The organism is Spirulina subsalsa FACHB-351 (genome assembly GCF_026130165.1).
GTDB classification, from domain to species: Bacteria; Cyanobacteriota; Cyanobacteriia; order Cyanobacteriales; family Spirulinaceae; genus Spirulina_A; species Spirulina_A subsalsa_A.
Map to the genome: position 1 here is coordinate 1 of NZ_JAIHOM010000049.1, position 13895 is coordinate 13895.

Sequence of the window (13895 nt, forward strand, 5' to 3'; positions counted from 1 at the left end):
CCAACTCCCCCCCCAAGCCATCATGATCCCCACCGGAGGATCATCCGGAAAAACCCGTTTTGCGATTCATACTTGGAACACCTTAACCCACGCCGTAGAGGGTTTTTATCAATACTTTAATCAGCAACCTGTCTGTAGTTTATGCCTGCTTCCATTATATCATGTTAGTGGATTAATGCAAGGATTAAGAGCATTTTTAACTCAAGGAAAACTTGTTATTTATGATTATTCCGACCTTAAAAAAGCCCTAACCAACAATAACCATTCCTCACCCCTTTTAAGCCAAAACTGGCAAGACTTTTTTATTTCCCTTGTCCCCACCCAACTGCAATTTATCTTAGACAAAAATCCCCACTGGTTACAGCAATTTAAAACCGTATTAGTCGGAGGCGCACCCACCCCCAACGCCCTCCTAGAGCAAGCCTATAATCATAAAATCAACCTCGCCTTAACCTATGGCATGACCGAAACCGCCGCCCAAATTGCCACATTAAAACCCCATGACTTCCTAAACAAAATCTGGTGTAGTGGTCAAACCTTATCCCACGCCAAAATCACCTTAAAATCCCCCCAAAACCCTATCATTCAGATTGAAAGTTCCGCCCTTTATTGGGGATACTATCCCCAGGGAAAAGAACAAGTCAAACTCTTTGTCACCGATGACCTCGGCAACATTGACCCCGGGGGATATTTATCAATATTAGGGCGCAATAGTCAAAAGATTATTACCGGAGGCGAGAATGTTTTTCCCGCAGAAATTGAACAAGTTATTTTTCAAACCAACTGCGTAGAGGATGTGTGTGTTATTGGGCTACCCGATGCCAAATGGGGACAAATTGTTACCGCCATTTATGTCCCCAAATCAAGAGATATTACCCCAGAAATCATTCAGGCCAAAATTGACCCCTTATTAAGTCCCTTTAAACATCCCAAACGTTGGTTAGAGAGAGAAAATATCCCCCGCAATGCCCAAGGGAAAATCAACTATCCTAAACTCAAACAGTGGGCAACTCATATATTGACCCAGATTTGACCCCAGATATACAATCAAGCTTACCAGAGGCGATCGCAATTCAAGATCAACCCCGGCAAAACCCCCTCACCCGACAACTCTAGCGGCGAATTCACCACCTCCACCGATTGCTGAGGACGATAAATGTGGACTGTCCGAGAACTTAGGTCAATCAACCAACCCAGACGAGTGCCATTCTCTACATATTCTTGCATTTTCCCCTGTAACTGAGTCAACGCATCGCTGGGAGAGCGCAATTCCACAACAAAATCAGGACAAAGGGGCAAAAATCCCCGTTTTTCCTCAGTCGTCAACCCCTCCCAGCGTTCCTGGGGAATCCAAGCTGCATCAGGGGAACGGTTGGCCCCATTGGGGAGTTTGAAACCTGTTGAGGAGTCAAAGGCAATTCCCCGTTGCGTCTGACGATTCCACAATCCCAATTCTAAACAGAGTTCAAAATTACGACGTCCGGTTTCACCACCAGTAGGGGGCATAATCATCAGAGTTCCGTTAGCGTTGCGTTCAAATTGTAAGTCGCGGTTATCCTGACAAAGTTGGAAAAACTGCTCATCGTCAAGATGGAGTGCGTCCGTATTTAGAGTTAAGCTGTTCATTCAAGAAAATCTGATACGAGGTTTTTTAGGATATCTCAGCAGACAAAGTGGATACCATTATCCTGAACTAAAACAGTGGGCAACTGCCAACCGTTTACACTCACGTTTAACCTAAACCTTCTACGACAGGATGGAAGAAAAAGGCAAACCCTAACACTAAGTAAGTGGCTAACAATAACCCCCCTTCTAACCAATTGGATTGACCATCTGAACTAATGGAATTGGCAATTAAAACGGATACCGCCACAGCCACTAATTCAAAGGGATTAAAGTTTAAATCCATTGGTTGACCAATAATCCAGCCTGCAATAACTAAAACAGGGGCAACAAACAGGGCAATTTGTAAACTCGAACCCATTGCCACAGACACGGATAAATCCATTTTGTTTTTCATCGCCACTGTAACGGCTGTGGCGTGTTCTGCGGCGTTGCCAATAATGGGCAGTAAAATCACCCCGGTAAACAGGGCGCTGAGGCCTAAACTGCTGGTTGCTTCTTCAAGGGAGTCTACTAAAAACTCGGATTCTACGGCAACGAGTAGGGTGACAACTAATAAAATTCCCACCCATAAAAGGAGATTTGGTTTTTCCTGCTCGTCTTCCCCTTCTTGCTGTTCAGTTTCCAAATCTGCCACGCCAACATCATAGAGATAAGCATGGGTTTTCATGGAAAAAACCAAAGTCAAAACATAGACAATAATTAAAACAATGGCTACGGCAACGGAGAGGGTTTGTATGGTTGATTGTCCCACGCCTGAAGAAGTATATTCAACAGCCGTTGGGATTAATAAGGCAATCACGGCGAGGTTCATAGAAGAGGCATTTAAGCGGGCGGCTGTGGGTTGAAATTCCTGTTCTTTGTAACGGAAACCTCCTAATAACATGGCAAAACCCATGACTAATAATAGGTTACTAATCACTGATCCGGTAATGGTTGCTTTGACTACTTCTACTAGGCCACTTTTGAGGGCTACGAGGGCGATAATTAATTCAGTAGCATTGCCAAAAGTGGCGTTGAGGAGTCCCCCTAAATTGGGTCCGACAACTACGGCGATTTCTTCGGTGGCGGTTCCCATTAAGGCGGCAAGGGGAATAATACCGAGTCCGGCGGTGATAAATGTCACTTCAGCCCCCCATCCCAAGAAATGTGCGGCAAGGGAAATGGGGATAAAAATTAACAAACTGTAAAGAATTTTGTTCATATTTTGTTACGAGGGGGTGTAAAAGTCCTCTGATTAATCATACTCAGTTCTGGCACGGACTGACTAGGGTGATTTGGGGGCTTTTTTTATCTCGAAATATGAATAAGTTCTTAATTTTTTGAAGAAATGATGCGGATTCTGGAGAGTTTGCGCTTTATTGGAAAATGTAGGTTTTTGTTTTTACGTTCTCTGCACTGTCCATGTTTGTATTTAGAATTAGGTGATAATATGACTGCCGCTCAAATCGCTTCGGGACAATCTTCTGCTCTTTTGAATGTGAAGTATGACTTGGATACTTTACGGAAGACGACGGGGGTTTATATTACGGTACATGGGCATTTTTACCAGCCGCCTCGGGAAAATCCTTATTTAGATGCGATTGAACGCCAAGGGAGTGCTTATCCCTATCATGATTGGAATGAACGGATTAATTATGAGTGTTATCGTCCCAATGTGTTTGCTCGGATTGTGAGTGAACAGGGGGATGTGTTGGGGATTGTTAACAATTTTGAGTATTTGAGTTTTAATGTGGGGGCTACGTTGATGTCGTGGCTGGAACGCCATGATCCGGAGGTGTATGAGGGGATTGTGGAGGCGGATCGTAATAGTGGGGAACGGTTGGGGGGACATGGGAATGCGATCGCCCAAGTGTATAATCACATCATTATGCCTCTGGCCAACGAGCGGGATAAATACACCCAAATCCGTTGGGGAAAGGCGGATTTTCGTTCTCACTTTGGACGAGATCCCGAGGGGATGTGGTTAGCGGAAACGGCCGTAGATTACCCCACGTTAAAGGCCTTAATTGACGAGGGCATTCAGTTTATTATTCTCGCCCCCTCTCAAGCAGAAAGTTGTCGTCCCTTCCCCACAGAGGAAGAACCGAATCCCGAATGGTTGGAAGTGGGAGGGGGACAAATTGATCCCACTCGCCCCTATCGTTGTTTTATCGAAGATGGTCGCCACATTGACATCTTTTTCTACGATGGTCCGATTTCCAATGATATGGGGTTTGATGATGTTCTCTTGACTAGCGCCTATAATTTCTGTGGTCGTTTAGGCCAAGCGGTGCGGGGAGATCATCGGCCGACTCAGTTGATTTGTGTGGCCACCGACGGGGAAACCTTCGGCCACCACAAAGGGGGAACCGAGAAGTGTCTAGCCTATTGTTTCCAGACGGAATTTGCTCAACGGGGTTGGATTCCTACGAATTTCGCCCATTATCTCTCCCTACATCCCCCCACTTGGGAAGTAGAATTAAAACCTGTCACGGCTTGGAGTTGTAGTCATGGAGTAGATCGGTGGCAAGATGACTGTGGTTGTGGGGGTGGGGGCGAATGGCATCAAAAATGGCGGAAACCTCTGCGAGAGGCGCTGAATTGGTTGCGGGATGAGTTAACGGAGATTTATGAGGCCAAGGGGGCGGACTTTTTCCATGATCCTTGGTTGACACGAGATGATTATATTGAGGTGATTCGCGATCGCACCCCAGAGGCGATCATGAATTTCCTCTATCGTCACCAACACCACCCCCTCAGTGCCAATGAACAGGTGGATGCCTTGCGTCTATTGGAAATGGCGCGTCATAGTCTGTTGATGTTTACCAGTTGTGGCTGGTTTTTTGAAGAAATTTCCCGTCCTGAAGGGGTGCAAATTCTCCGCTATGCCGCCCGTGCTATAGAATTGGCGGGCGAGGTGGCTGGGGTGCAACTAGAACCGGAATTTCGCCAAAAGTTGACCAGCGCCCCCAGTAATGTGGAGAGTTTCCGTAATGGTCAGGTGATTTATGATCAACTGGTGGTTCCAGCCCGCATCCCCTTTGAACAGGTGGCCGCTCATTATGCTATTACTTCCCTATTTACCACCTATCAACCCCAAGACAAGGTTTATTGTTACCGGGCTACCCAACTGGACTATCAACGGCAACAGATGGGTGCTTTGACCTTGGCGGTGGGGTATTTAAACCTGAGTTCTAAGATTACTTGGGAAAGTAGTGAGTTTACGTTTGCGGTGTTGCATTTGGGAGGCTGGGACTTCCACTGCTGTATTCAACCGTTTACGGGACGTTTAGCCTACCACAAAATTAAAGATAAGTTATTTGAGGCCTTAACTCATGCCAGTGTAGCTAAAATGATGGTGGCCATGACGCAGGTTTTTGGCGATCAATCCTTTGATTTAGAAAATCTGTTCGCGGAGGAACGTCAGTGGATTATTCGCCAAATTACTGAACAAACTCGCACCAGTTTGGATCAGATTTATAGCCAGGTCTATCGGGATAATTACAGCATTTTGCGCGCTTTCCATCGGGAGGAGTTGCCTGTTCCCCAAGAATTACAAGTGGCGGCGGAAATTTCTCTGTCTCACCGCGCTAAGGGGGGAATTCAGCGTTTAACTCAGGTGGTGAGTGATCCCCCGTTGATTGATAATAGTTTGTCTGAGTTGGAGGCGATCGCAACGGAAGCGGAAAATATGCGCTGTGCCTTGAGTCTTCCCGAAGTTAACCCCACTTTAGAAGGGTTATGTTTAGACCTCTTAATCCGTTTACTGGCCGAGTGTCCCTCGGATACCTTAGTGGAAGAGTGCGATCGCCTAGAACGTCTCATCCATGTCACAGAACAAATGAAACTCGGGTTATCTTTTGATCGGGTGCAAGAACGCTATTTTAGCTATCTCCATCATCGCATTGTCCCCCAATGTGTGAACACCGACAGTAAATTAGATCAAGACAGTAAACCCCCCAATCCCGCTCAAGTTGCCGCTTTATTACGCTTAGGGAAATGTTTAGGTGTCGATGTAAAACCTTGGTTACAAGTTGGATGAAATTAATCATCAATTATCAATTTTGTGGTAATTTTCGGGAAAAGTCCTTTTGAAATTATCTATGCTGTTCGCTCTCCTGAACCGTCTGACTGAAACTTGGGAACAAACCCAAACCACGTTAAACAATCAAGCGGAAACCTTAAAGCAAACTCTCAGCCAACAAACTGAGGTAACGCTCAACACGCTAACTACGACGAAAACGAATCTGTTGGACAATGCCAGTCAAACCTTAACCCAAGTGGTAAACTCGACGGAACAGACGAAAAATGCGATCGCCCAAAGTTTCCAAGAAGCCAGTCAACTACAAACCGCACTCACTAATGCCTTAGAAACGATTTTCGCGAACCAATTTAGAACCCTCCTACGGACTCACCCGAAACTCCTCTGGTTTAGTCACCATCCCCTACTGACGCTTTTGTTGTTGGTGATTGTACTCGCGTTGGCGGGGGGATTATTTCAAGCGATTAGTAGTGTGGTGAAAACCTTCTGCTTAAAACTCTTTGCCCTCCCGGGGGTGTTAGTGGGGGGTTTGTTACAACTCCTATGGAAAGGTTCTCGGGGCAATAATAGCACTCATGAATTAGAAGCTCTGATTTTTGATCGTCCCCGTCAACCGGAAAAGTTAGAGCAACTGCTCAGTCGTTTGGCACAATTGCGACAAGAAGAGAATCAACTGTTGCAGGAAATTCAGCAAGTGTTAATGAACTCTGATTCTAAGCAGATGATCTCTAGAGGGAAAAGTTAAGGATTATCCCCCCTAGCCCCCCTTTGGAAGGGGGGGAAAGCTTAAAGCTTAAGTCCCCTTTGGGAAGGGGGGGAAAGCTTAAAGCTTAAGTCCCCTTTGGGAAGGAGGGGAAAGCTTAAAGCTTAAGTCCCCCTTGGGAAGGAGGGGAAAGCTTAAAGCTTAAGTCCCCTTTGGGAAGGGGGGGAAAGCTTAAAGCTTAAGTCCCCCTTGGGAAGGAGGGGAAAGCTTAAAGCTTAAGTCCCCCTTGGGAAGGAGGGGAAAGCTTAAAGCTTAAGTCCCCCTTGGGAAGGAGGGGAAAGCTTAAAGCTTAATATCGTAGCCGAAGAGATTGGGATCAACTTCTGTGAAAGCAATATCTCCTAGGCCGTATTCAGCCCAACGACGCTCGACTTGGGCGGCCATTGTGGGATCAGATTCTAAAACTTCGCCCCATTCGTGGGAAGTTTCGGGGGGGATTTTAGTGGTGGCATCAATGCCCATGCGTCCTCCTAAACCGATTTTCTCGCTGGCAAAGTCGAGGGTATCAAAGGGCGTTTCGGGGAGGATAAACACATCTCGGGAGGGATCGACTTTAGAACTAATGGCCCAAACGACTTGACGGGGATCTCGGATGTTGATGTCTTGATCTACGACAATCACAAATTTGGTGTAGGTGAATTGGGGTAAGGCACTCCAGAAGGCAAGGGCGGCGCGTTTGGCTTGTCCGGGATAGGCTTTATCGATGGAGATGATGGCCGCTTTATAACTTAGGGCTTCCATCGGGAGGAAAAAATCGGTAATTTCTGGGACTTGTTGCCGGAGGATGGGGGTATAAATGCGGTTGAGTGCGATCGCCATCATTGCCTCTTCTTTCGGAGGACGACCGCTAAAGGTAGTTAAATAAATGGGATCTTGGCGATGGGTGAGGGTATGAAAACGAATCAAGGGGGAATCTTCCACCCCCCCGTAGTACCCCATATGATCCCCAAAAGGGCCATCGGGCAACATTTCACCGGGGGTAATGGTGCCTTCTAGGACAAATTCCGAGTCGGCCGGAACTTCGAGATCCACGGTTTTACATTTCGCCAATTGCACCCCAGAGCCACCATACAGCCCGGCAAAGAGCCATTCTGATAAATCTACCGGAATGGGGGTCGCGGCCGCCATAATGATTAAAGGATCCACACCGAGGGCGATCGCAATTTCTAACGGTTTCCCCGCTTGAGCCGCCTTGCGCAGGTGTCTCGCCCCCCCGCGCACGGACAACCAATGAACCGTCATGGTATTTTTAGACTGCAATTGCAACCGATACACCCCCACATTAGGGGTTCCGGTTTCCACATCCTTAGTAATCACTAATCCCAAGGTGATAATTTTCCCCGCATCCCCCGGATAAGGACGAATCAAAGGCAATTGCCTTAAATCGAGATCCTCCCCTTCCACCACCACCTGGTGGCAAGGAGGGAAAAAACTACGCCCCGGTTTAGCCTTGACCACATCAAACAAAATTTTGCCAAAATCCACCGCTTGAGCGAGTTTTTTCGGAGGTTTCGGTTGTTGTAGCATCCCCAACTTTTTCCCCAACTCCTCCAACTCCTCGGGTTTTTCCATCTTCATCGCCCAACAAATGCGTTCAACGGTTCCCATTAAGTTCACAGCCACGGGAAAGTTAGACCCCTTGACCTTCTCAAACAGGAGTCCGGGTCCCCCAATTTGTAACATCCGATTCGCAATTTCAGCAATTTCTAAATCCGGATCAACTTCTGTTTTGATGCGATGTAGTTGTCCCCGGTCTTCTAGGAGTTGGATAAACCCCCTTAAATCTCTAGCCATAGTTTCTTAAATTACCTTTTTTCTCCATCATAGGCGTTTGTGGGGCTACACTTATCGCGGAACAGGGGGAATCTCCACGCCAATCAAAGATTATGCGTGGAGAGGATGTCAAAAATTACTGATAATTCGTTGCAGAATTTGCACCCCCGTGAAAGCCTGCCAACTGAATAGACCTAACAACGCTACATTGAGGGAAATATGGGTATAACGGGCGATATCATTACCCTTCTGCATAAACGGCACAAGGGAGGCCGATACAGCAATCATGCCCGTCATCCCTAATCCCGCGAGGAGGTGGGGGCCGACAAATAACTTGCCGTTGTTAATATAGGTGACAGCCATCCCGCCAATAGTGCCTAAAACCATGAAGGCTAAGATGACAGACCCCACAATATGATGTTTACTATTGAAATTCTTTTTCACTAATTCTTTACGCTCTTCCTTGTCAGCACTACGAGTGCGACGAATCTGTACCCCTAAATACAGAGCGTAAACGGTGAGGGCCAGTAGAATCCACATCAAAGCAGGATGGAAAAATTGCGAGTAGATTTTAAGCGGTTCTGGAATATCCATGATCATTACGGGTCTATTTGATAAGCATGACTAATGTTATTAAACTTAACATAATGTTTACATTTTGGAATCAATCGGCCATTCTCTTCTGTGTGAAACCGGGAAAATAGGGCAAAATACAGCTTATTGGGGCAATTAATGGTGGAAATCGCATGACCAACGATCCGAAAAATCTAGATGTTCTTTTACTGCAAGCCGTTCAGCAGGGGAACTCCGAGCAAATTCGAGCGGCACTGACCTTAGGGGCGAATTTGGAAGTGTGGGATGAGCGCGATCGCACTACCCCGCTCATGATTGCGGCCTATCAAGGTCAAGAGGCGATCGCACAACAGCTAATTGAGGCAGGCGCACCCCTAAACACCGTCAATCCCGATGGAGAAAGCGCCCTCACCCTCGCCGCCGAACAGGGCCATTTCAACCTCGTTAAAACCCTGATCGCCCAAGGTGTAGACCCCATTCACTGGCCCATAGCACTCCAAGCCGCCGCCAGTGGGGGACATATCGACCTAGTGGAATACCTCCTCAGCCTAGGCGTAAATGTCAACGCCACCGACGAAGACGGAGAAACCGCCCTGCACTATGCCACCATGGAAGGTCATCAAGTCATAGTAGAACGACTCCTCAGCCAAGGAGCCGCCGTCAACGTCATCAACCAATTTGGCGATACCCCCCTGATTCTCGCCGTCCTCCAAGGTCATCACGGCATTGTTGATCTACTGCTCAAACAGGGGGCCGACTTTAACCTAGTCAGTTCCGGGGAAACCGCCCTCACCCTCGCCGTAGACTCCCAAAATACCCAACTGGTGCAGCGTTTACTCCAAGCCGGAGCCTCCCCCAATACCAGCCTTCCCAATGGTCGCACTGTCCTCATGACCGCCGCCGAACAAGGAGATATTGAAACCCTAAAAATCCTCATCCAAGCCGGAGCCGACCTCAACTTACAAGACAACACCGGAGCCACCGCCCTGATGTGGTCTACCCATCGTGGCCATACCGAAGCCGTGCGCCTATTGTTAGAAACCCAGCAAGTGAATGTCAAGCTTAAAAACAAGGGCGGCTACACTGTTTTAGGCATTGCCCAATTTGATCATTCCCCTGAGATGATTGAACTGCTCCAAGAATTCGGAGTTACAGAGTGACATCTTCCCCAGCCTCAAGGCGTGGGGCAATCTTGACAAGTTAAGACCCAAAGTTAGAAGTCAAGAGCATTCCTTTGGAACGCTACGCGAACGGGAGTCAGGAGTCGGGTGTCGGGAATCGGGAATCGGGAGTCGGTGGTCACTGAGCTTAGTCGAAGTGGAATCGGGTGTCGGAAATAATTGTCAATTGTCAATTGTCAATTCCCCACTCCCCTGCTCCCCAAGCTCTAGCTAGGGCTTGCTGATACGCTGGAGATAAAAATGGACTAAACCATCCTCGGGATTAATCTCTGCAATCTCGCGTAATAACGATTCCGCTTGGGCTAAATGCCCTTGATAGTACAAAACAACAGCCTGTTCAACCTGAGTTTTAGTTTGCCTTTTCAGGTTACGCTGGGGGGGATTATCGCCATTAAAGACCTCAAACACGGCCACAGGGGCGTTTTTCCCTTTCACCCGCACCCGATCTACAAAACGATAATCATATTGACCAATATCTGTTAATTGACTAAAGACAGTGCCACTAATCAAAATATTGGCGCGATAGAGTTTGGTTAATCCCTCTAAACGGGAGGCTAAATTAACGGCATCGGCGATTACCGTGCTTTCCATGCGTTGCTTTTCCCCGATGGTACCTAACATCAATGTCCCGGTATGGATACCGATACCGATGGTAATGGGGGGATGTCCGCGATCGCACTGTTCCTGATTAAATACCTTCACTCGTCCTTGTAAGGCGATCGCACCCTGCACCGCATCATCCACCGACTGCGTAAACAGTGCCATAATGGCATCCCCAATATACTTATCAATAAACCCATTATTATCCCGAATAGCCGGACTTACTAAACTCAAATAACGGTTAATAAAGTTAAAATTCTCCTCGGGAGACATCCCCTCAGAAAGAGTTGTAAATGAACGAATATCCGTAAATAAAATACTCATTTCCTTTTGAATATGATCGCCTAATTTCACATCCAAAATACTTTCATAACCCAAAAAATGTAAGAAGTCATGGGGAACAAAACGACCATAAGCTGCTGTAATTTTAGCTAAATTAATATGAGTTTTAATTCGGGCAAGTAGTTCGTTTTTAGAAAAAGGTTTAGTTAAATAATCATTAGCTCCCGCGCCAAATCCTTCCACCAAATCAGTCACCTGATTTTTAGCGGTTAGCATCACAATGGGTAACTCACTTGGTAAAAACTTCTCCCGTATTTTTTGACTAACCTCATAGCCCGTCATGCGCGGCATCATCACATCCAATAACATTAAATCCGGCACAAAACCATTTTCAATAATTTGTAAAGCTTCTAAACCATCCGTTGCTTGGGTAATTGAATAATTTTGTAGAGATAGATTATTTCTTAAAACCTGTAAATTAACCGGCTCATCATCAACAATTAAAATTTTGAGTTCTTCCTCCCTTTCCTCCATTTCAGTTGCTGTGATGGACTGAATTTCAGACACCAACAAAGATAAGTCTGATGCCGTGACTTCTGAGGGTTCACTTTCAGTTAATTTAGAGATAATACTTCCCTGAGTTTGAGCAAAATTTTCCCCTCCTTGGGGTAATTTTTGATCCAGTGCAATGGGTAAGGTAAAGGTAAATTCTGATCCCTCATCTACTTGAGAAATAACCGTAATTTTTCCCCCATGTAATTCAACTAACTGTTGTGTGACTGCCAAGCCTAAACCCGTTCCCCCATAGGCTCTTGCCGTTGAACCATCTCCCTGCTCAAAAGCCTCAAAAATGCGCTCAACTTTATCCGCCGAGATACCAATTCCTGTATCAGAAATCGTAATCGCTAAACAACCATTGGGTTGAATTAAAGTCGCTAAATAATCTTGACTTTCAATGACAATATCTGTATCAGTTAATACTTTTGCTGAAATAGCTACCTCACCTTGTTGGGTAAACTTAATGGCATTGCCAATCAAATTATATAAAATCTGCTGTAATCGGTTCTCATCTGCTGCCGATAAAGGTAAATCGTCTGTAATCTTATTTTGTAACTCAATGGGTTTGCCTTGAACTAAAGGGTGAGATAATTTCAAGACTATTTCAGCAATAGATTTAAGATTCACCGACTTAATTTGTAAATCTAGGCGATGATGGCGTAACTTAGAAAAATCTAACAAGTCATTGACTAAATTAGAGAGCCGTTGACCACTGGCTGAAATCATGGCTAAATTCGTTTTAGTTTCCTCGGGCAACTCTCCTGTCGCCCCATCAATTAAGGATTCTGCTAACCCAATAATACCATTTAAAGGGGTGCGTAATTCATGGGAAGTATTGGCTAAAAACTCGTCCTTTAAACGGTTCAATTGTTGCAATTCGGCGTTCTTCTGTTCTAAGGTATGGAAGGATTCTTGAAGTTGATGGGCCATCCGATTAAAGGCGGCGGCTAATACCCCTAATTCATCAGTACGATCTAACTCTACATTTTGGCTAAAATCTCCTTCAGAAAGACTGGAAGCAGCTTGTTTTAAGTCTAAAATGGGTTGAGTAATCCAACGGGTACTAATAATGCCCAAAATGATCGCAACGATTAACGCCCCTAAACAGAGTAAAATTGTCGTGCGTCGATTGGCATTAATTTCCGCCATAAAATCTGATTCTGGCACAACTACCACAATAATCCAATCAATGCCACGAGGGTCAGAAAAAGGAACGACTTGGATATATTGGGTTTCTTGGTTTAAGGTAAAATCTAGATGTTGACTGGCTTTAATGGAGCTAAGATGACCAAAATATTGGCTTAAAAATTCAGTGGTTTTCTGGGTGACTAAATCTTGACTTGTTTTAGCATCAAGACGTTGTGGATTCTGTTGTTCATCAATTAAAAAAGGAAATTCCTTGGTGGAAGTTGCCACTAATTTTCCCGAGGTTTCTAAGATAAAGGTTTGTCCCGATGGACTAATGGTTAACTGCCGTAAAAACTCACTAATATCAGCGAGGACTAAATCTGCCCCTAAAACCCCTTTTAATTCCCCTTCTGGGTTAAAATAAGGATGATTGGCACTAACGGTTAATTTGGGTTCGGAATAATAGGCGTAAATCTCACTCCAGAGTGATTGTCCGGTGCTACGAGGAACAGTATACCAAGGTCGTCTTCTAGGGTCATAATTAGGAGTAATTTTAATTAATTCTTGGCGGTTGCCTTGGTCATCGGCTAGATAAGTGTAGCCATCGCCGTTGGTGTTTTCGTCAGTTACTTCTATGCGAAAAACCCCGTCTTCCCAGCGTTCAATACCGATATATTCCCCTTGTTCATTGCCAAAATAGATGTAACTAATTTGGTCGAATTGCTGCATTTGTCGCCAAAAATGCTGTTGTAATCCGGTTAAGTCATTAACTTCTAATAAACCCAGATCCAAAATATCTTGATTTAGGGAATTAATTTTATGAGGAAGTTCTAAATAATGGGTTAAGGTTTGGGAAATTTGACCACTAATCTGATTGCGGAGTTGATCCGCTAAGGTGGTGACAGCATTTTGTCCGTTGCGATAGGAAAACCAGCCAATCAAGGCCACTGTCCCAAAAATCTGAACGGTGAAGGGGACAATCAGGATTACTCTTAGGGGAATGTGACCTAGGAGGTGAGTCAGCCAACGAATGGATAACTTAACTGACATAAACTTGTAAAATTAGAGGAGGATATTAGGGGGCTGTTGATCCAGATTAACCCCTGACCATGAAAAAAGACATCTGTCAAGCAGATGCCCTTTTGATTATTTGGTTTTTCAGATTGGAGTTTATTTGAAACCCACGGCAGCTTGCCACACAAAGGCAAGTAGGAGGAAAAAGAGGGGAATCAGGGGGAGAACATCCACGAGGGGGTCGAAAATCCGGTAAGCTTCGGGTAGTTCAGCCAACAGCATTGCTATGTTCATTGATTAATTGACCTTTCCAATACAGCGTTTTCAGAATTGACAAGAATTTTAACATAAGTCGTGATCCCTATTCCCTATTCCC

Annotated in this window: 10 protein-coding genes; 4 read left to right on the forward strand and 6 right to left on the reverse strand. The window is 45.5% G+C overall.

Annotation, left to right across the window (positions count from 1 at the left end; genetic code table 11):
* Window positions 1-1033 (forward strand): AMP-binding protein (locus K4A83_RS11505; protein WP_265264696.1); only part of this gene is annotated, 1033 nt, incomplete at its 5' end.
* 20 nt (window positions 1034-1053) lie between these two features.
* Here the strand turns inward: K4A83_RS11505 and K4A83_RS11510 are convergent.
* Complete coding sequence (locus K4A83_RS11510; protein WP_265264697.1) at window positions 1054-1626, reverse strand: Uma2 family endonuclease; 573 nt, start codon at window positions 1624-1626, stop codon at window positions 1054-1056.
* Between the two features lie 106 nt (window positions 1627-1732).
* Complete coding sequence (gene cax / locus K4A83_RS11515) at window positions 1733-2827, reverse strand: calcium/proton exchanger (protein ID WP_265264698.1); 1095 nt, start codon at window positions 2825-2827, stop codon at window positions 1733-1735.
* Between the two features lie 228 nt (window positions 2828-3055).
* Here cax and K4A83_RS11520 point away from each other — a divergent pair, with 228 nt between their 5' ends.
* The gene (locus K4A83_RS11520) at window positions 3056-5647 is read left to right on the forward strand and encodes a DUF3536 domain-containing protein (RefSeq protein WP_265264699.1); all 2592 of its coding nucleotides are present in this window, start codon (window positions 3056-3058) and stop codon (window positions 5645-5647) included.
* 61 nt (window positions 5648-5708) lie between these two features.
* Complete coding sequence (locus K4A83_RS11525; protein WP_265264700.1) at window positions 5709-6392, forward strand: hypothetical protein; 684 nt, start codon at window positions 5709-5711, stop codon at window positions 6390-6392.
* 300 nt (window positions 6393-6692) lie between these two features.
* Here K4A83_RS11525 and K4A83_RS11530 read toward each other — a convergent pair whose 3' ends face one another.
* Together K4A83_RS11530 and K4A83_RS11535 are read right to left on the reverse strand one after the other, a co-directional pair.
* On the reverse strand, window positions 6693-8204 hold the full coding sequence (locus tag K4A83_RS11530) for a UbiD family decarboxylase (protein ID WP_265264701.1): 1512 nt from the start codon (window positions 8202-8204) through the stop codon (window positions 6693-6695).
* 108 nt (window positions 8205-8312) lie between these two features.
* A complete protein-coding gene (locus tag K4A83_RS11535; RefSeq protein WP_407810003.1) occupies window positions 8313-8783 on the reverse strand; it encodes a DUF4079 domain-containing protein in 471 nt (156 codons plus the stop codon).
* A 146-nt stretch (window positions 8784-8929) separates the two neighbouring features.
* On the opposite strand from K4A83_RS11535, the gene K4A83_RS11540 reads away from it, so the two are divergent.
* On the forward strand, window positions 8930-9916 hold the full coding sequence (locus K4A83_RS11540) for an ankyrin repeat domain-containing protein (protein ID WP_265264703.1): 987 nt from the start codon (window positions 8930-8932) through the stop codon (window positions 9914-9916).
* 231 nt (window positions 9917-10147) lie between these two features.
* On the opposite strand, the gene K4A83_RS11545 is transcribed toward K4A83_RS11540, so the two are convergent.
* Both K4A83_RS11545 and K4A83_RS11550 read right to left on the reverse strand, forming a co-directional pair.
* Complete coding sequence (locus K4A83_RS11545; protein ID WP_265264704.1) at window positions 10148-13555, reverse strand: response regulator; 3408 nt, start codon at window positions 13553-13555, stop codon at window positions 10148-10150.
* Between the two features lie 120 nt (window positions 13556-13675).
* Window positions 13676-13813 (reverse strand): photosystem II reaction center protein K, encoded by a 138-nt coding sequence (locus K4A83_RS11550; RefSeq protein WP_026079707.1) that lies wholly within the window; start codon window positions 13811-13813, stop codon window positions 13676-13678.
* Window positions 13814-13895: the final 82 nt, after the last annotated feature.

Coding starts and splice junctions, on each gene's coding strand:
- K4A83_RS11510 (WP_265264697.1), bottom strand. CDS start 1,626: ATGAACAGCTTAACTCTAAATACGGACGCACTCCATCTTGACGATGAG.
- cax (WP_265264698.1), bottom strand. CDS start 2,827: ATGAACAAAATTCTTTACAGTTTGTTAATTTTTATCCCCATTTCCCTT.
- K4A83_RS11520 (WP_265264699.1), top strand. CDS start 3,056: ATGACTGCCGCTCAAATCGCTTCGGGACAATCTTCTGCTCTTTTGAAT.
- K4A83_RS11525 (WP_265264700.1), top strand. CDS start 5,709: ATGCTGTTCGCTCTCCTGAACCGTCTGACTGAAACTTGGGAACAAACC.
- K4A83_RS11530 (WP_265264701.1), bottom strand. CDS start 8,204: ATGGCTAGAGATTTAAGGGGGTTTATCCAACTCCTAGAAGACCGGGGA.
- K4A83_RS11535 (WP_407810003.1), bottom strand. CDS start 8,783: ATGATCATGGATATTCCAGAACCGCTTAAAATCTACTCGCAATTTTTC.
- K4A83_RS11540 (WP_265264703.1), top strand. CDS start 8,930: ATGACCAACGATCCGAAAAATCTAGATGTTCTTTTACTGCAAGCCGTT.
- K4A83_RS11545 (WP_265264704.1), bottom strand. CDS start 13,555: ATGTCAGTTAAGTTATCCATTCGTTGGCTGACTCACCTCCTAGGTCAC.
- K4A83_RS11550 (WP_026079707.1), bottom strand. CDS start 13,813: ATGAACATAGCAATGCTGTTGGCTGAACTACCCGAAGCTTACCGGATT.